Source organism: Nocardia sp. CA-084685 (assembly GCF_050955785.1).
GTDB lineage: Bacteria > Actinomycetota > Actinomycetes > Mycobacteriales > Mycobacteriaceae > Nocardia.
Window position 1 is genome coordinate 6666982 of the sequence record NZ_CP192094.1, and the last position, 16314, is coordinate 6683295.

Consider the following 16314-nt stretch of genomic DNA (forward strand, 5'->3'; position numbering starts at 1 on the left):
CAGGCCCCCTTCGGGCGAATGTCGGCGGCGCGGGCGTGCGTAGCGCTCATTCGTAGTCGACGGTGATGGAGTCCGTGTCGGGTACGGCCTGGCAAGTGAGGACATACCCCTCGGCGAGTTCGTCGTCGGTCAGGGCGTCGTTGCGCCGCAGGGTGGCATGGCCTTTCGTCACCTTGGCCATGCAGGTGGCGCAGTTACCGGCTTCGCAGGAGAACGGGGGCGTGAGACCGGCGCGGCGGGCGCTGTCGAGTAGTGTTTCGCCGTCCTTGCGTGGAACCGATTTCTTCTTGCCGTTGAGGATGATCGTCACGGTGTTGTCAGTGGTCGCGCCAGGGGTGACGGTGGGCGTTTCGACGGTCCCGACGCGGGTTGTGGCCGTGGGGGTTTCGACGGCTCCGGGCAGCACCGGAGCCGGTGCGCCGAATCGCTCGCTGAACACCAGCCCCGGTCCGAGCACCGCACTCTCGACCATCTCCATGAAGGCCTCGGGTCCGCAGACATAACTGTCGCCGCTGCCGTCCCCTCCGACGAAATCGCGGATCGCGTCGGGAGTCAGGAAGCCCACGTCGGCATCGAGGTGACGGATCACCTCGAGCCGCCCCGGATAGCGGTCGACCAACTCCGCGAGCACGGCCTCGAAGATCACCGACTCGCGATCGCGATCAGCGCAGAGCAGCCGCACCCTCCTAGAGGTGCTCGCCAGCGCGCTTTTGGCCAGCGACAGGATCGGCGTGATGCCGCTGCCGCCGCTGAAACCGAGCAGCGGTACTTCGGTGGGTCGTAAGCAGAATCGGCCTGCCGCCCTGGTCAGCTCCAATTCGTCGCCCTCGACCACATTGTCGTGCAGCCAGTTCGAGACCTGTCCGCCGGGCACCCGCTTGACCGTGGTCATCAGTTCACGGTCGGTTTCCGGCGCACTCGACATCGAGTAGGAGCGGAACAGGTCCTTACCGTCCACGTGTACTCGGAACGTGCAGAACTGCCCGGATTGATAAGCGATCGGCCCGTCATGGGGGGCGAGCACGTACGTGCGCGCGTCGGCGCTCTCTTTAACGATCCGCGTTACGGTCGCGCGCTGGAACAACGGGGGTCTCGCCATGAACTGCCTCCTCCTGGTATTAAGATTCTAGTACAAAGAGAATTGTATTCTCTCCAACGAGACGGGATCTTCTCAAATGGGGTCGAACGACAGCCACCGCGGTGCCGCCCCTGCCGCGACCGTGCGCACCGAACCGGTCGCACTGGCCTTCGAGTACCGCGAATACACGCACGGGCAGCTCGACCGGCTGGCCGCTGGTCTGGCCGTGGAATTGGCAGGGCGGGGTGTGCGCGCCGGGCATCGCGTCGCGCTGATGTCGTCGAACCGGCCGGAATTCGTCGTCGCCGTGCTGGCGACGTGGCAGTTGGGCGCTACACCGGTCCTGATCAGTCCGGCCTGGAAACGTGCCGAGGTCGAATATGCGCTGGCGCTGACCGAACCGGTGTACGGACTGGGCGATTCGCCGATATTGGCCGAGCTGCTGCCGACCCGTCACCTCGATGACCCGATCACCCCGCTGACGCGCACGTTCGGGCGACCCGATCCGGAATCCGACGCGGTGCTCGTATTCAGTTCGGGCACTACCGGATTGCCGAAGGCGGTGCGGCACACCCACGCCTCGCTCGCCGCGGCGGTGCGGCAGTGGACCCAGGTGCTGGAGTTGAACTCTTACGACCGCTTGCAGATCGTCACGCCGCCCTCGCACATCCTGGGGCTGCTCAATATCGTGACCGTCTTGGCAGCGGGCGCCTGGATGCGGCTGCACCGGCGCTTCGATCTGGAACGGATGCTGCAGTGCATCGCCGAGGACCGGATCACCATCGAAATGGCCGTCGCGCCCATCGCTTTGGCAATGGCCGCGCATCCCGAGCTCGAGTCCTATGACCTGTCCTCGCTGCGCCACATCATGTGGGGTGCGACGCCGGTCACCGCCGCAGTCGCCGAAACCGTCACCGCCCGAACCGGTGTCGGTTGGCTGCCCGCATACGGAACCACCGAGCTGCCGGTCATCGCGTGCAGTCCGATCGGGGATGTGCGGTACGACAGCGTTGGAAAAGCAGCGCCGGACGTGCAACTGCGGGTGGTGTCGACGGCGACCGGGGAACCTTTGGGTCCAGGTGAGATCGGTGAAATCCAGGCGCGGTCGCCGTCGCTGATGGCCGGTTATCTACCGGCCGAGGCGACCGGCGACGCCTTCGACGACGGCTGGTACCGGACCGGTGATATCGGCCGAATCGACGCCGAAGGCTGGGTCCAGCTGACCGACCGATCCAAGGAAATGATCAAGGTCCGCGGCTTCCAGGTGGCACCCGCCGAAATCGAGGCCGTGCTGCACGGACATCCCGCGGTGGGCGACTGCGCGGTGTTCGGCATCGCCGACGCCGCCGACGGGGAGGCGATCGTGGCGGCAGTCACCCGCACCGCGACCGTCACCGCCGACGAACTCATCGCACTGGTCGGCGACCGGCTGGCCGGATACAAGCGACCGCGCCGCGTGGTTTTCGTCCCCGAAATCCCGCGCCTGCCCTCCGGCAAGGTGTTGCGCCGAATTCTCAAGGAGCAGTATGGACGTTCGTCTCACGAGTGAACAACGACAGTTGCGCGACGCCGCCGCGAAATTAGCCGATGACCTCGGCCCCCGTTCGGTGCTCGACCTCGACGACGCGGCGCGGGTGACCCGGCTGGAGAAGGCGGTCGACCAGACCGGCTGGCGGGCGCTGCGTTCGGACGGCGCCTCCGGAGTCGAGGTGGCGATCGTGGCCGAGGAGTTCGGGCGCGGTTTGGTCGATGTGCCGTTCCTGGGGCCGGTCCTGGCAGACCATCTGCGCGGCCCGGCCGACGACGATCACCGCTGGACCATGGCGGTGACGGGCCGGGCGATCGACGCGCACAGCGCCGACCGCGCGCTGGTGATCGACGACGGCCAACTGCTTGTCGGCCGCGTCGGTGCCGAACTGCCCGGTGCCGATCTCACCAGGGTCGATGCGGAACTCACCGGTCGATTCGACGTCCTCGGCGAACTGTCCGCCGAGCACGTGGCTCAGTGGCAGGCATTGGCGCTGGTGGCAACCACCGCGGATCTGGTGGGCGTCGCCCGCGGCGCACAGTCCCTAGCCGTCGAATACGCGAAAGTCCGTGCGCAGTACGGCAATACAATCGGCTCGTATCAAGCGGTGGCACACCTGCTCGCCGAGAGCCAGGCCCTGATCGAGGGATCGATCAGCGTCGCACGCCACGCGGCTTGGTCGGTCGACGAACTGCCACATGCCGAGTCGATGCGGGCGGCGCGGATCGCGAAGCTGTATTGCGCGCGGGCCGCGCGGACGGTGTGCGAGACCGCGATTCAAGTGCACGGCGGCATCGGCAATACCTGGGAGTGCCTGGCGCACGTCTACCTGCGTCGGGCCCTGACCTCGACCGAATTGTTCCCCGTCAGCCTGGAGGAGATCGACCTTGGACTTTCGTGACGCACCGCAGGAGGCCGAATTCCGGGCCCGCCTGCGCGCCTGGCTGGCCGAGGTGGCCGGGACCTTTCCGACCTCGGGTGATGAATATTGGGCGCGGCAGGGCGAATGGCACCAGGCGCTCTACGCGGCCGGATTCTTCGGACTGTCGTGGCCGCGAGAATTCGGTGGCCACGACCTCTCGCCGATCTACGACGTCATCCTGGACGAGGAGTTGGCGATCGCGGGCGCGCCACCGCGGCCCAGCCTCGGTTATCTGGTCGCTGGCCTCGGACGGCACGCGAGCAAGGAACTGCGGCAACGGTTCCTGCCCGGCATGATCAACGGCACCGAGCGCTGGTGCCAGGGCTTCAGCGAGCCAGGGGCCGGTTCGGATCTGGCCGCGCTGACGACCACCGCGACGCGCGAGGGCGATCACTACGTGGTCAACGGCCACAAGATCTGGACCAGCTATTCCGATGTCGCCGACTGGTGCCTGCTGTTGGCGCGTACCGATCCGAATGCGCCACGGCACAAAGGTATTTCGGCCTTCATCATCTCGATGGAGCAACCGGGTGTGCGGCAGCGGCCACTGCGGATGATCAGCGGGGTGACCCGGGAATTCGGTCAGGTGGAATTCGACGGGGCTATCGTGCCCGCGGATCAACTGGTCGGTGCGCCCGGTGCGGGCTGGCAGCTGGCGATGACGGTCGTCGGACATGAACGCGAGCCGTCCACTTTGGGATTCGCGGCGCGATACGGAAAGCTGGTGCGCCAGTTGGCCGCTCGTGTCGAGGGCAAGGCGCCCGAGGAACTCGCCTGGGCGGCGGTGCAGACCGAGATGCTGCGCCTGCACGTGCGGCGCCGGCTCTCCGAACAACTCGACGGCGTCACCCACGGGCCCGACGGGTCGCTGGACAAGCTGCTCATGACCTGGGTCGACCAGTCGGTAGGCCATGCGGCGCTGGCCGTCGGCGGTACTCGCGATCCGGAACTGCTCGGGTCCTACTTCTACAGCCGCGCACAGAGCGTCATGGGCGGCACCTCGCAGATACAGAAGAACATCATCGCCGCGCGCATCCTGGGATTGGGAGTTCGAAATGTATGAGATGCCAGCCGAAATCGATGTCCGCGCCGAAGGACCGGTCCGAATCATCACGCTGAACCGGCCCGATGCCCTCAACGCCGTCAACGATCCGCTGCACAACGGGTTGGCCCGCTTGTGGCCGCGGCTCAGCGCGGACCCGCAGGCGCGCGTAGCCGTGCTGACCGGCGCCGGCCGGGCCTTCTCCGCGGGCGGCGATTTCACCTACCTCGAAGAACTCAGCCGCGACAGTGCGCTGCGCACGAAGACCATCGCCGACGGCCGCGACATCGTGCTCGGCATGGCCCGCTGCCGGATCCCGGTGATCGCCGCGGTCAACGGCCCGGCAGTTGGTCTCGGCTGCAGCCTTGTCGCGTTGAGCGATATGGTCTACATCGCCGAAACCGCGTATCTGGCCGATCCGCACGTGCAGGTCGGTTTGGTCGCCGCCGACGGTGGCCCGCTCACCTGGCCACTACACACGAGTCTGCTGCTGGCCAAGGAATACGCGATCACCGGTGCGCGCATCCCCGCCGCGAGAGCACGTGAGATGGGCCTGGTCAACCACGTCGTCGAAGATCCCGTCGCGGAGGCGATGGCATGTGCTCAGCGGATGCTCGAACTTCCGCAGCAGGCAGTGGAAAGCACTAAGCGCGTGCTCAACCTGCAACTAGAGCGGGCCGTGCTGGCAACGCTCGACTACGCCCTGGCGGCCGAGGATCTGACGTTCCAGAGTGCGGACTTCCGTGCCAATATCGCCAAATTGACCGCCAAGCGCTGAATATGCGAGCCTCCGACGACTCGCTGCTCGGGACTTCCCTCCCCCAGCCCCGCGCCGCCTCGAACACACTTGGCGACCAACGAAACCGCGCGGCGCACCTTTTCAGGTGCCGCGCACGAATTTGCCGGTCGAAAGCATGCGTGGCGCGCGAATCGGTGCGCGGCAGCAGCAACCTTCAGGCTGCGACCTCTTGGGCTATGGCGGAGGCGAAGGCGTCTACGTCGGGGGCGGTGGTGTCGAATGAGCACATCCAGCGGACTTCGCCGGTGCGTTCGTCCCAGGTGTGGAAGCGGAACCGTTTCTGCAGGCGCTCGGTGACTTCCGGGGGCAGTATGGCGAAGACGGCGTTGGCCTGGACCGGCCGTACGATCTCGACGCCGGGCACCCGGGCGACGGCCGTTGCCAGCCGGGCCGCCATCGCGTTGGCGTGCCGGGCGTTGCGCAGCCACAGGTCGCCCTCCAGCAGGGCGACGAGCTGGGCCGACACGTACCGCATCTTGGAGGCCAGCTGCATCGACGCCTTACGCAGGTACGTCATGCCGCGCACCGCGTCCGGGTTCAGCACCACGATCGCCTCGCCGAGCATCAAGCCATTCTTGGTGCCGCCGAACGACAGCACGTCCACCCCGGCGTCGGTGGTGAACGCGCGCAGCGGCAGGTCGAGAGCGGCGGCCGCGTTGGCCAGCCGGGCGCCGTCCACGTGCACGAGCATGTCGCGCTCGCGCGCCAGCGCGCCGATCGCGGCGATCTCGCCGGGTGTGTAGAGGGTGCCGAGCTCGGTGCTCTGGGTGATCGAGACGACTTTCGGCTGGGCGTGGTGCTCCTCGCCGAAGCCCCATGCGTACCGGTCGAGCAGCTCCGGCGTCAGCTTGCCGTCGGAGGTGGATACCGGAATCAGTTTGAGCCCGGCCACCTTCTCAGGTGCGCCGCACTCGTCCAGGTTGATGTGTGCGGACTCCGGGCAGATCACCGCGCTCCACCGGTCGCACATCGCCTGCAGCCCAACTACATTGGCGCCACTGCCGTTGAACACCGGATAGACATCGGCACGCTCGCCGAAATGGCCCTTGACCAGCTCGCGCAGTCGAACAGTGTGGACGTCCGCGCCGTAGGCAGGTTGGTGGCCCTCGTTGGCGGCGGCCAGCGCCGCCATGATGGCCGGGTGCACGGAGGCGTTGTTGTCACTGGCGAAACCACGCAGCGGCTCGGACTCGGGAAAGGTGTCGCTCACTGATCCTCTTCCGTCAGCAGTGGGAAGGCGCCGTTCTCATCGTGAACCTCGCGGCCGGTGAGTGGCGGGTTGAACACGCAGACCGCGCGGAACCGGGTGTGGGCGCGCAGAGTGTGATGCTGGTGTGCGTCGACCAAGTACATCACCCCGGGCTCGAGACGATGCTCTGCACCGGTCTCGTCGTCGACCAGTTCGCCCCGCCCCTCGATGACGTAGACGGCCTCGACGTGGTTGGCGTACCACATCTTGATCTCGGCACCCGCGTCCACCACGGTGTCGTTCAAGGAGAACCCGACCTTCTCCTGGGCGAGCACCAAGCGACGGCTGCTCCATGTGGGGCCCTTCACTTCTCGTGCGGTGCCCATGATCTCTTTCAGTGAACGGACGATCATGGAGTACGTTCCTTTGTCTCGCGCGTTTCTTGCGAACATTAAGATCATGGCTGCTGGCTCGACATCCGCGATAGTGGCAGAAATGCCCCCCACCAACAAGATCGCGCCATGTGTACAGCGGACTTTCCGGCCAGCAATGCCAGGTTCGAGCGCCGAGTGTCCGATGCTCGGGCGCGGTGAACACGTCTCGATAGCGGCTAGGATCGACTCCCATTTCTGGCGGACGATGTAGAGGGCGAGGTCGACTGCGGCTCCCGCGCCGGTCGCGAGCCGCTCGAGCGCCATGATTCGGTGCTGGCGGCGTCGCCGCCAGCACCGAACTACCCAATCACCGGACCGCCCAGTGCATTCGCAGTACTAGGCCGGGCAGTTGTGGTAGGCGGTGAGGAGCCAGCGCTCGTCTCGGCGGATCAGCGTCCAGGTGGCCATGACCCAGCGGTCGGCGGGTGGCTCGGTTTCGCCTGCCATCAGGACGGCGCTGCGGCTGACCACGATGGCGGTGTCGGGGGTGGGGAAACGGACGAGTTGGGGCTCGTCCACGGTTTTCGAGCCGCGCAGCGGGCCGGCGAAACCTGCGGCCATGCGGTCTCGGACGGCGTCGCGGCCGGAGTTGAAGACGCCGCGCAGGATGGAGGTGGCGTCGGGGTCGTAGTCGGCGAAGAAGGCATCGGCGTCATTGGCCGCCCAGGCACGGTAGAGGTTGTTCAGCACGTCGAGGACGGCCTCGCGGTCGGTGCGCATCGCGGTGTCGGTCATGGTTTCCTCCTGAGGTCATGGCCGCGGTGAACGGCTCATGAGTACCTACCGGCGGGCCGTGCCCGATTCATCGCGCGCGGTGTAGAAAAGTTCGGTGGGGCGTTTTCGAGGAGCTGAGGGCATGGCGGACGTGGATTTCGCGGCGGGCACCGACCGGTATCGGCGGGAGTTGCTCGCACATTGCTATCGCATGCTCGGGTCGGTGCAGGACGCCGAGGATCTGGTGCAGGAGACGCTGTTGCGAGCCTGGCGGGCACGAGCGGACTACGACGAGAACCGGGCTGGCATGCGGACCTGGCTGTACCGGATCGCCACCAATGCCTGCCTGACCGCGCTGGAGCAGCGCGGGCGCAGGCCGATGCCCTCCGGCCTCGGCAACGCACCGGGTGACGATCCCCGCGAGGCACTGGTCCACGGCGGGGAAACCCCTTGGCTGCAGCCGATTCCGGACTCCATGCTGGTCGATCCATCGGAAGCCGCACTGGCGCAGGGAAGTCTGCGACTGGCGCTGGTCGCGGCCATGCAGCTGTTGCCCGCGCGCCAGCGGGCGGTACTGGTGCTACGGGAGGCGCTCGACTGGCCCACAGCGCAGGTGGCGCAGGCGCTGGACATGACACCGGCGGCAGTCAACAGCGCGTTGCAGCGGGCACGGAAGGCGCTGAACCAGAATGGAATTCGAGAGGACGAAGTCACCGAGAGAGCGGAGCAGCGGGCCGTCCTGGACAGCTACGTCACCGCCTTCCGGAACGCCGACCTGGCCGGGCTGGAGAAACTGCTGGCCGACGACGTGATCATGGAAATGCCGCCCATGCTCAATTGGTACCGCGGCCGCGAAGGTTACATCGGATTCATGGCCCGCGTCTTCGACACCCGCGGCACCGATTGGCAATTGGTGCCGGTCGGGGCCAACGGCGGACCCGCCTTGGCGGCCTACGTCCGCGACGCCGACAGCGGCTACATGCTGCACACCTTGCAGGTCTTCACCATTGGCGGCGGCCGCATCACGCATATGGTCGCCTACCAGGTCGAGGAGGTATTCCAACTCTTCGACCTGCCACCGCGATTGCCCTGAGCCGCAGTCGGTTCCACCGGGCCGGTCCGCGGAACCCGCTCGTGGGCGAATTCAGCTCGGCCACGCCGGATTCGTCGGATTCGGAAAGTCGCGATCATCCAGTCGATCGCCGCGTCGTGGTCGCTCTCAGGCATCGCCCACGTCGCATACCTCGGCTTGCCGACGAAGCGGTGCGACCCTTGCCCATCTCCGGTCACACAGTGTTCCCTGCCAGGTAAGGGCATTACGATCCCGAACGCCTACAACTTGTGCTCACCGAGCCTGGGCGGCGGTCAACGAGGCAGGGTCAGCGCGATGACTAGGAGGCCGAGCCGGATGCGATGTCGTCGGCCAGCGGGGCGATAGCGCCGATGATCTGTTCCACCAGCACCGGCGGCACCCCGGCGACGGTCAGCGCATCGGTCAGATGTCCGGCCACGAGGGTGAAATGGTGCATCGTGATGCCACGGCCCTGATGCACCTGCTTCATCGGGGCGCCGGTGTAGGGGCCCGGGCCGCCGAGCGCGGCGGAGAAGAACTCGACCTGACGGCCCTTCAACCGAGACATATTCGTACCGGTGAAGAACGGCGCCAGCTGCTCGTCGGCGAGGACACGGACATAGAAGTCCTCGACTACCGCCTCGAGCGCCTCCTGACCCCCGATCTGCTCATAGATTGTGCCGGGCTCGGCGACCGTGGCCGCGCCGGACTTGGACTTGAACCATGACATGATTTCCATGTATTCAGAACAGCACCGGTCGGTTTCCGTCGCGTTAGTCGGCGGTCGCAGCCCGTTTTCCATTAGTGGCCGATACATTTCACGGAACTCACAGCAGGCTGCCGCAGCTGTGAGCAATATTTCGAACCTGACTCATCCCGCCCTTCGGGCACGCCGAGCCCAGCGGCACGACTACTGCTCGTGCTGCCCGAGAACGGGCGGCGGCCTGTATCGCGGCTGGTATCCGGCTATCCGGATCGGACTGCGGATCAACCGGAAATCGCCTACCGTGACTACGGTTTCGGGGGTAGCGGCCAATGCCTCGGGCAGGGTCCGTACGGCCGCCGCCGGAATGCCGAGCGGCCGCAGGCGAGATTCCCAGCTGGATGCGGTATCAGTGGCCAGGGCCGCGGCTACCGCGGCGAGCACGTCGTCGCGATGCGCCGCCCGCTCGGCCATCGTCCGGAATCCGTCGATACCGGCCTCGGCGGCGAAGGCCTTCCAGAAACCGTCGTGGGTGATGAACAGCGCAAGATGGCCGTTTGCGGTCGGAAACAGCTGCGCTGGAACGTAATACGAATGTGCGCCGCACTTTCGGCGTTGCGGTTGTTTGCCGTCGTTGAGATAGGCCGAGGCATGGTAGTTCAGCTGCGAGAGCATCACCTCGTACAGCGAGACATCCACCTGCCCGCCCCGACCGGAGACGATCTGAGCGAGCAAACCGAGCGCGGCGGTAAGACCGGTCGAGTTGTCGGCCGAGGAATACCCAGGCAGCGTGGGCGGTCCCTCCGGATCGCCCGTCATCGCCGCAATGCCGACGGCCGCCTGGATCACGTAATCGAAGGCGGGGTCGTCACCACCGTCCAAGCCGAATCCCGTGATCGCCACGCACACGATTCGTTCGTTGAATTGCCGCAGCGAGTCGTAGGTCAGGCCGAGGCGACGAATCGCCGACGGCTTCAAATTCACCAGCAGCGCATGGGATTGCGCGACGAGTTCGGCCAGTCGACGCTGTCCGGCGGTGCTGGCCAATTCGAGTCGGATACTGCGCTTGCCGCGGTTGAGGCTGGCGAAATAGGAGTCGCCGACCTGGCGTGAGATCTCCCCGGTCGACGGTTCGATCTTGGTCACCTCGGCACCGAGATCGGCGAGCATCATGGTGGCGTAGGGACCGGCGAGCATGGTGCCGACCTCGAGTATTCGGATCCCCGTCAACGGCCCGGCCGCCGCGATGGACACCGGCTGGCTCACGATCGCGCCTCGCTGAGGCTCGCTCACCGCAATTCCTTCGCCAGTTCGGCGATCATCGCCCGGGTTCGACGCTTGGAGGCGATGAGTTCGTCGCGGGTGTCGCCGATGGGCAGCAACCGCACCGACAGATCCGTGGCACCGGCGTCGGCGAAGCGCCGCAGTCCCGCCGCGATCGCCTGTTCGTCGCCCGCGACGCAGATGTCACCGATATCGCGCGCCGAACCTTGATCCAGCAGCCGCTGGTAGTTGGGCGAGACCTCGGCTTCGCCGAGAATCCGGTTGGCGCGCGCCTTCGCCTCGTCGACTTCCGACGGCGCACACAGGCACACCGGTAGCCCGGCGATGATGCGTGGGGCGGGCCGTCCGGCGTCGGCGGCGGCCTTGGTGATTTTCGGGACGACATGATCGGCCACCGCGCGCTCGTCGGCCATCCACAGAATGGTGCCGTCGGCCTGTTCCCCGGCGATGCGCAGCATGACCGGCCCGAGTGCGGCGATCAGCACCGGCACCGGCGCTACCGGACCGAGATCGAGTGGATTGTGCACGGTGAAGCTGTCGTTTTCGATATCGACCTGGCCGGGTCCACGCAGACCGGCATTCAGCACGTCCAGATAGTCGCGGGTGTAGGCCGCCGGTTTGGCATAGGGCAGCCCGAGCATGTCCTGCACGATCCAGTGATGCGAGGGACCGACACCGAGCGCGAGCCGACCCCCGGCTGCGGCTTGCGCCGAAAGCGCCTGGCGGGCAAGAGCGATCGGATGCTGCGCCTGCAATGGCACGACCGCTGTGCCCAATTCGATGCGGGTGGTCTTCATACCCATCAGCGCGATGGTGATCAGCGCGTCGAAATCGGTGGGTATCTGCGGAATCCATGCGGTGTCCAGTCCCGCGGTTTCGGCCCATTCGATGTCATCGAGCATCCTGGCGAGCTTGCGCGCGGAGTCCCCCTTCTCCGGCCCGATCATCACTCCGATTCGCACGATTCCTCCAGTTTCCAAGCTCTTTCAGACGACGGCTATCGCTCAGGATTACGACGGTGTCGTGGTTTCGGTCTCGGGGACGGCAGTCGGCGGAGCCGACGGGGTGGGTAAGCACTCGGGGACGGCAGTCGGCGGAGCCGACGGGGTGGGTAAGCACTCGGGGACGGCAGTCGGCGGAGCCGACGGGGTGGGTAAGCACAGCGCGCGGACCTCGGTGACCAGCGTCTCCAGCGGGGTACCGGTCGGAAAGACCGCGGCCGCACCGGCTTCCAGCAGACGCGGCACATCCGCCTGCGGAATGGTGCCACCGACCACCACCGCGATATCCCCGGCACCGGCGGCCCGCAGCGCGTCCACGACGCGCGTCGTCATCGACACATGCGCGCCGGACAGGATGCTCAAACCGACCACGGCGACGTCTTCCTGCAACGCGATCGACACGATGTCCTCCACGCGCTGCCGAATTCCGGTGTAGATGACCTCGAATCCGGCATCGCGCAGCGTGCGAGCGACGATCTTGGCGCCGCGGTCGTGGCCGTCCAACCCCGGCTTGGCGACCAGTACGCGCGCGGGCATCAGAACACCACCGGCTGCTGGAATTCGCCCCATACCGATTTCAGTGCGGCGGTCATCTCGCCGACCGTGCAGTACGCGTTGGCGCAGTCGATCAGGTTGTGCATCAGATTTCCGTCTCCTTCGGCGGCATGCGACAAAGCGGTGAGACAAGCGCGCACCGCGGCCGGATCACGTTCGGCCTTCACTCGAGCCAGGCGTTTCAGCTGCAATTCCCGGCCTTTGGCGTCGAGTTCGTAGGTGCCGATATCGGGCGCGGGTTCGTCGGAGACGAATCGATTCATCCCAACCACCGGACGCGAACCCGATTCGACCTCCTGATGCAGCCGGTAGGCCTCGTCGGCGATCAACCCCTGCAGATAACCGTCTTCGATGCAGCGCACCATGCCGCCGTGCCGCTCCAGATCGGTCATGATCTCGACGATGCGCTCCTCGGTGGCGTCGGTGAGCGCCTCGACGAAGTAGGAGCCGCCCAGCGGATCGGCCACCCGCGTCACACCGGTCTCGTAGGCGAGGATCTGCTGGGTGCGCAACGCCAGCGTCGCCGACTCCTCACTGGGCAACGCGAACGGCTCGTCCCACGCCGCGGTGAACATCGACTGCACCCCACCGAGTACCGAGGCCATCGACTCGTAGGCGACCCGCACCAGATTGTTCTGCGCCTGCGGCGCATACAACGACGCGCCGCCGGCGACACAGCCGAACCGGAACATCGACGCCTTGTCCGTACTCGCGCCGTAGCGCTCGCGCACCAGCGTGGCCCAACGACGCCGACCCGCACGGTATTTCGCGATCTCCTCGAAGAAATCGCCATGGGTGTAGAAGAAGAACGAAATCTGCGGTGCGAATTGATCGATCGTCATCCGGCCGCGTTCCACCACGGTGTCGCAATAGGTCACGCCGTCGGCGAGGGTGAAGGCCATCTCCTGCACCGCGGTCGCCCCGGCATCGCGAAAGTGCGCGCCCGCCACCGAGATCGCGTTGAATCGCGGCGCCTCGGCCGCGCAGAACTCGATGGTGTCGGCGATCAATCGCAGCGACGGTTCCGGTGGCCAGATCCAGGTGCCGCGCGAGGCGTACTCCTTGAGGATGTCGTTCTGGATGGTGCCGGTGAGCTTTTCCCGCGGCACCCCCTTTTTCTCCGCGGCCGCCACGTAGAACGCCAACAGGATCGCCGCGGTGCCGTTGATGGTGAAGCTGGTGCTGATCTTGTCCAGCGGGATGCCGTCGAAGAGCACCTCGGCGTCGGCGAGCGTGTCGACGGCGACGCCGACCCGCCCGACCTCCTCACTCACCTCCGGGTCGTCGGAGTCGTAGCCGCATTGAGTCGGCAGATCCAATGCCACCGACAGTCCGGTACCGCCCTGGTCGAGCAGATACCGATAGCGCCGGTTGGATTCCTCGGCGGTGCCGAACCCCGAGTACTGCCGGAACGTCCACAACCGACCCCGGTAGCCGGAGGCGAAGTTGCCACGCGTGAAGGGATATGTGCCCGGCTGGGGCGGATCGGCACGCCGGTCGTCCGGTCCGTAGACCGGTTCGAGCGGGATACCGGACGAGGTCTGCACTTGGTCGTTCATCAGTGAATACGCTACTTGCCAAAAAAGAGAATGCCAATACCATCTGAAGCGAGTGAGTTCTCACAATCTGTTCACCGAGGAGCACGATGCCCGAACAGCACCGACCGTTGACCGACCGCACGATGGTGATTTCCGGCGCCAGCCGCGGTATCGGACTGGCCATCGCGGTCGCCGCCGCCCAGCGCGGCGCCAACGTGGTGCTGCTGGCCAAGACGGCCGAACCGCATCCACGACTGCCCGGCACCGTCTACACCGCGGCGGCCGCAATCGAGGCCGCGGGCGGCAAGGCGGCCGCAGTGGTGGGTGACGTGCGCCGCGAGGAGGATGTGCAACGGGTCGTTGGCACCGCGTTGGAACAGTTCGGCGGCATTGATATCTGCGTGAACAATGCCAGCGCCATCGCGACCGAACCGACCGAGCGGTTGGCGCCCAAGACGTTCGATCTGATGATGGACATCAATATCCGCGGCACCTTCCTGCTGACCCACTCCTGTGTGCCGCACCTACGCAACTCGGCCAACCCACATGTGTTGACCATCGCGCCGCCGGTGAATATGAACCCGCGGTGGCTCGGCGCGCACCCGGTCTACACCCTGTCGAAGTACGGAATGACACTGCTCTCGCAGGGCTGGGCTGTCGAATTCGCCGAGGCCGCAATCGCTTTCAACTGTCTGTGGCCGCAGACCTTCATTGCCACTTCCGCGGTGGCCAACCTCGACGACGGTACGAATCAACTCGCGTCCGCGCGAAGCCCGGAGATCATGGCCGATGCCGCGGTGGAGATCGTGTCCCAGCCCGCGCGGGATATCACCGGCAACTGCTTCATCGACGCCGAGGCGTTGATGCGATTCGGCGGGGTGCGGGACCTGTCTCGCTACGGCGGCGGCGCGCACCCGACACCTGATCTGTTCCTCGACTGATTCGCCGAAAGGATTGCCGGATATGACAATCGATCCCGATCAACGGTCGCGCTACGAGACCGGGTTACAGATCCGCCGCGAGGTCGTCGGCGCTGAGTACGTCGACCGGGCGCTGGCCACCGCCACCGAATTCTCCGAGCCGCTGCAGGATCTGGTGACCGAATACTGTTGGGGCGCGGTGTGGACCCGCCCCGGCCTGGACCGCCGGTACCGGTCGATGATCACTGTGGCAATGCTGACCGCGCTGAACCGTTCCACGGAATTCGCCACCCATGTGCGGGCCGCTTTGACCAATGGCGTCACCCCAGATGAGATCCGGGAGGTGCTGCTACACGCGACGGTCTATGCCGGCGTCCCGGCCGGAGTCGAGGCCTTCCGAATCGCCGGACCGATTCTCGAGGAGCACGCCGATGCCTGAACGTGGACACATCGCCTTCCTCGGCCTCGGCACCATGGGCGCGCGAATGTCACGGCGGTTGGTAGCAGCGGGTTTCGATGTGGTCGGATTCGATCCGTCGCACACCGCACGCGAGAGCTTGGCGGCTGTCGGCGGACGGGTCGCGACCAGCGCCACCGCGGCCGCCGCCGGAGCCACGCACCTGATTCTCATGCTGCCCACTTCCGCCGTCGTCGAATCCGTACTCGGCGACGAACAGGTGCTGACCGCCCTGGGTCCCGACGCGATCGTGATCGATATGAGCTCCTCCGAACCGGAGTCGACGCAGCGGCTGGCGGCGGCGCTGGCCGAGCGTCGGATCACGTTGGTCGACGCGCCGGTATCCGGCGGTGTGCGCGGGGCGAAGGACGGTACCCTGACCATCATGGTCGGGGGCCCGAAAGACACTATCGCTCACATTGATTCGGTGCTGGCACCGCTGGGCAGTTTGCGCCACATAGGTGCATCGGGGGCCGGTCATGCCGTCAAGGCGATCAATAATCTGCTGGCCGCGGTCAACCTGCTCGCCGCCGCCGAGGGCGTCGCGGCCGGACGCCGTTTCGGCCTGGACCCCGCCGTGATCATCGAGACCATCAATTCCGCAAGCGGCCGCAGTGCCGCGACCGAACTCAAGTTCCCGCAGGCGATTCTGCCGAAAACCTACGATTCCGGATTCGCACTCGGACTCATGCTCAAGGACATGCGCATCGCCACCGAACTGGCGGCTTCGCTCGGTATATCGGCCGCACTCGGTGAGCGCGCCGTCGAGCTGTGGACGCGCGCCGCGGCCGACCTGGGACCGAGCGCCGACCAAACCGATATCGCGCGCTGGGCGGACGCGCAGTCCGCGCAACATTAAGGCCCATCCATGAATACGCCCATCCGATTCTCGGTCGTCGACGTGCTGCACTACTTCGGCAAATGCCCGCGCTGTGGGTATCCGGCCAGCGCGTCGGCGATGATCCAGACCTTCGCCGACGGCGCCACCGAATCGCAACTCGTCGCCACGTGCGGGCAGCCGTGCGGGTGGAGCGGCCCGGTGGCGTTGACCACGATGACCGACGCCCGCTCCCATTGA

At 66.3% G+C, this 16314-nt stretch carries 17 protein-coding genes and 1 pseudogene; 9 read left to right on the top strand and 9 right to left on the bottom strand.

Going from position 1 to position 16314, the window contains the following annotated elements; translation table 11 throughout:
* Nucleotides 1–46: 46 nt before the first annotated feature.
* On the bottom strand, nucleotides 47–1099 hold the full coding sequence (locus ACQP2U_RS29800; RefSeq protein ID WP_433710508.1) for a 2Fe-2S iron-sulfur cluster-binding protein: 1053 nt from the start codon (nucleotides 1097–1099) through the stop codon (nucleotides 47–49).
* Between the two features lie 76 nt (nucleotides 1100–1175).
* On the opposite strand from ACQP2U_RS29800, the gene ACQP2U_RS29805 reads away from it, so the two are divergent.
* From ACQP2U_RS29805 to ACQP2U_RS29820, 4 genes are read left to right on the top strand one after another with little or no spacing between them, the layout of a single operon-like run.
* Nucleotides 1176–2627, top strand: a complete 1452-nt coding sequence (locus tag ACQP2U_RS29805) for a class I adenylate-forming enzyme family protein (RefSeq protein ID WP_433710509.1) — start codon at nucleotides 1176–1178, stop codon at nucleotides 2625–2627.
* Complete coding sequence (locus ACQP2U_RS29810; RefSeq protein ID WP_433710510.1) at nucleotides 2605–3507, top strand: acyl-CoA dehydrogenase family protein; 903 nt, start codon at nucleotides 2605–2607, stop codon at nucleotides 3505–3507. The genes ACQP2U_RS29805 and ACQP2U_RS29810 overlap by 23 nt, the downstream gene beginning before the upstream one ends.
* Nucleotides 3494–4591 carry an acyl-CoA dehydrogenase family protein gene (locus tag ACQP2U_RS29815; RefSeq protein ID WP_433710511.1) on the top strand — a complete coding sequence of 366 codons (1098 nt, stop codon included), beginning with the start codon at nucleotides 3494–3496 and terminating at the stop codon, nucleotides 4589–4591. Before ACQP2U_RS29810 ends, ACQP2U_RS29815 begins: the two co-directional genes overlap by 14 nt.
* Nucleotides 4584–5348, top strand: coding sequence for an enoyl-CoA hydratase/isomerase family protein (locus tag ACQP2U_RS29820; protein ID WP_397027920.1), 765 nt, complete (start codon nucleotides 4584–4586; stop codon nucleotides 5346–5348). Before ACQP2U_RS29815 ends, ACQP2U_RS29820 begins: the two co-directional genes overlap by 8 nt.
* 175 nt (nucleotides 5349–5523) lie before the next feature.
* On the opposite strand, the gene ACQP2U_RS29825 is transcribed toward ACQP2U_RS29820, so the two are convergent.
* From ACQP2U_RS29825 to ACQP2U_RS29835, 3 genes are all read right to left on the bottom strand, one after another.
* Nucleotides 5524–6579: a threonine aldolase family protein gene (locus ACQP2U_RS29825; RefSeq protein ID WP_433710512.1), complete on the bottom strand. Its 1056-nt coding sequence runs from the start codon at nucleotides 6577–6579 to the stop codon at nucleotides 5524–5526.
* The gene (locus tag ACQP2U_RS29830) at nucleotides 6576–6971 is read right to left on the bottom strand and encodes an ectoine synthase (protein ID WP_433710513.1); all 396 of its coding nucleotides are present in this window, start codon (nucleotides 6969–6971) and stop codon (nucleotides 6576–6578) included. Before ACQP2U_RS29830 ends, ACQP2U_RS29825 begins: the two co-directional genes overlap by 4 nt.
* 357 nt (nucleotides 6972–7328) lie before the next feature.
* Nucleotides 7329–7727, bottom strand: coding sequence for an SgcJ/EcaC family oxidoreductase (locus tag ACQP2U_RS29835; RefSeq protein WP_433710514.1), 399 nt, complete (start codon nucleotides 7725–7727; stop codon nucleotides 7329–7331).
* 121 nt (nucleotides 7728–7848) lie between these two features.
* On the opposite strand from ACQP2U_RS29835, the gene ACQP2U_RS29840 reads away from it, so the two are divergent.
* Complete coding sequence (locus ACQP2U_RS29840; RefSeq protein WP_433710515.1) at nucleotides 7849–8799, top strand: sigma-70 family RNA polymerase sigma factor; 951 nt, start codon at nucleotides 7849–7851, stop codon at nucleotides 8797–8799.
* Between the two features lie 298 nt (nucleotides 8800–9097).
* Here the strand turns inward: ACQP2U_RS29840 and ACQP2U_RS29845 are convergent, their stop codons facing one another.
* From ACQP2U_RS29845 to ACQP2U_RS29865, 5 genes and pseudogenes are all read right to left on the bottom strand, one after another.
* Nucleotides 9098–9508, bottom strand: a complete 411-nt coding sequence (locus tag ACQP2U_RS29845; protein WP_433710516.1) for a group I truncated hemoglobin — start codon at nucleotides 9506–9508, stop codon at nucleotides 9098–9100.
* Nucleotides 9509–9688: 180 nt separating this feature from the next.
* The gene (locus tag ACQP2U_RS29850; RefSeq protein WP_433716618.1) at nucleotides 9689–10729 is read right to left on the bottom strand and encodes a CaiB/BaiF CoA transferase family protein; all 1041 of its coding nucleotides are present in this window, start codon (nucleotides 10727–10729) and stop codon (nucleotides 9689–9691) included.
* Between the two features lie 41 nt (nucleotides 10730–10770).
* Entirely contained in the window at nucleotides 10771–11727 is a 957-nt protein-coding gene (locus ACQP2U_RS29855; protein ID WP_433710517.1) for an LLM class F420-dependent oxidoreductase, read from the bottom strand.
* 198 nt (nucleotides 11728–11925) lie between these two features.
* Nucleotides 11926–12303: pseudogene (locus ACQP2U_RS29860) on the bottom strand (cobalamin B12-binding domain-containing protein); the annotation flags it as partial.
* Nucleotides 12303–13880 carry a methylmalonyl-CoA mutase family protein gene (locus ACQP2U_RS29865; RefSeq protein ID WP_433710518.1) on the bottom strand — a complete coding sequence of 526 codons (1578 nt, stop codon included), beginning with the start codon at nucleotides 13878–13880 and terminating at the stop codon, nucleotides 12303–12305. The pseudogene ACQP2U_RS29860 and the gene ACQP2U_RS29865, both read right to left, overlap by 1 nt.
* An 86-nt stretch (nucleotides 13881–13966) precedes the next feature.
* Here ACQP2U_RS29865 and ACQP2U_RS29870 point away from each other — a divergent pair, with 86 nt between their 5' ends.
* Genes ACQP2U_RS29870 through ACQP2U_RS29885 form a run of 4 tightly spaced genes read left to right on the top strand, consistent with a single transcriptional unit; the run spans nucleotide 13967 to nucleotide 16314 of the window.
* Nucleotides 13967–14800, top strand: coding sequence for an SDR family oxidoreductase (locus ACQP2U_RS29870; RefSeq protein WP_433710519.1), 834 nt, complete (start codon nucleotides 13967–13969; stop codon nucleotides 14798–14800).
* Between the two features lie 22 nt (nucleotides 14801–14822).
* Complete coding sequence (gene pcaC / locus ACQP2U_RS29875) at nucleotides 14823–15218, top strand: 4-carboxymuconolactone decarboxylase (protein ID WP_433710520.1); 396 nt, start codon at nucleotides 14823–14825, stop codon at nucleotides 15216–15218.
* Nucleotides 15211–16095, top strand: coding sequence for an NAD(P)-dependent oxidoreductase (locus ACQP2U_RS29880; RefSeq protein ID WP_433710521.1), 885 nt, complete (start codon nucleotides 15211–15213; stop codon nucleotides 16093–16095). The genes pcaC and ACQP2U_RS29880 overlap by 8 nt, the downstream gene beginning before the upstream one ends.
* Nucleotides 16096–16104: 9 nt before the next feature.
* Entirely contained in the window at nucleotides 16105–16314 is a 210-nt protein-coding gene (locus ACQP2U_RS29885; protein ID WP_433710522.1) for a hypothetical protein, read from the top strand.

What these genes read in the sequence shown, in the direction of transcription:
- ACQP2U_RS29800 (WP_433710508.1), bottom strand. Translation starts at nt 1,099, where the DNA reads ATGGCGAGACCCCCGTTGTTCCAGCGCGCGACCGTAACGCGGATCGTT.
- ACQP2U_RS29805 (WP_433710509.1), top strand. Translation starts at nt 1,176, where the DNA reads ATGGGGTCGAACGACAGCCACCGCGGTGCCGCCCCTGCCGCGACCGTG.
- ACQP2U_RS29810 (WP_433710510.1), top strand. Translation starts at nt 2,605, where the DNA reads ATGGACGTTCGTCTCACGAGTGAACAACGACAGTTGCGCGACGCCGCC.
- ACQP2U_RS29820 (WP_397027920.1), top strand. Translation starts at nt 4,584, where the DNA reads ATGTATGAGATGCCAGCCGAAATCGATGTCCGCGCCGAAGGACCGGTC.
- ACQP2U_RS29830 (WP_433710513.1), bottom strand. Translation starts at nt 6,971, where the DNA reads ATGATCGTCCGTTCACTGAAAGAGATCATGGGCACCGCACGAGAAGTG.
- ACQP2U_RS29835 (WP_433710514.1), bottom strand. Translation starts at nt 7,727, where the DNA reads ATGACCGACACCGCGATGCGCACCGACCGCGAGGCCGTCCTCGACGTG.
- ACQP2U_RS29840 (WP_433710515.1), top strand. Translation starts at nt 7,849, where the DNA reads ATGGCGGACGTGGATTTCGCGGCGGGCACCGACCGGTATCGGCGGGAG.
- ACQP2U_RS29845 (WP_433710516.1), bottom strand. Translation starts at nt 9,508, where the DNA reads ATGTCATGGTTCAAGTCCAAGTCCGGCGCGGCCACGGTCGCCGAGCCC.
- ACQP2U_RS29865 (WP_433710518.1), bottom strand. Translation starts at nt 13,880, where the DNA reads ATGAACGACCAAGTGCAGACCTCGTCCGGTATCCCGCTCGAACCGGTC.
- ACQP2U_RS29870 (WP_433710519.1), top strand. Translation starts at nt 13,967, where the DNA reads ATGCCCGAACAGCACCGACCGTTGACCGACCGCACGATGGTGATTTCC.
- pcaC (WP_433710520.1), top strand. Translation starts at nt 14,823, where the DNA reads ATGACAATCGATCCCGATCAACGGTCGCGCTACGAGACCGGGTTACAG.
- ACQP2U_RS29880 (WP_433710521.1), top strand. Translation starts at nt 15,211, where the DNA reads ATGCCTGAACGTGGACACATCGCCTTCCTCGGCCTCGGCACCATGGGC.
- ACQP2U_RS29885 (WP_433710522.1), top strand. Translation starts at nt 16,105, where the DNA reads ATGAATACGCCCATCCGATTCTCGGTCGTCGACGTGCTGCACTACTTC.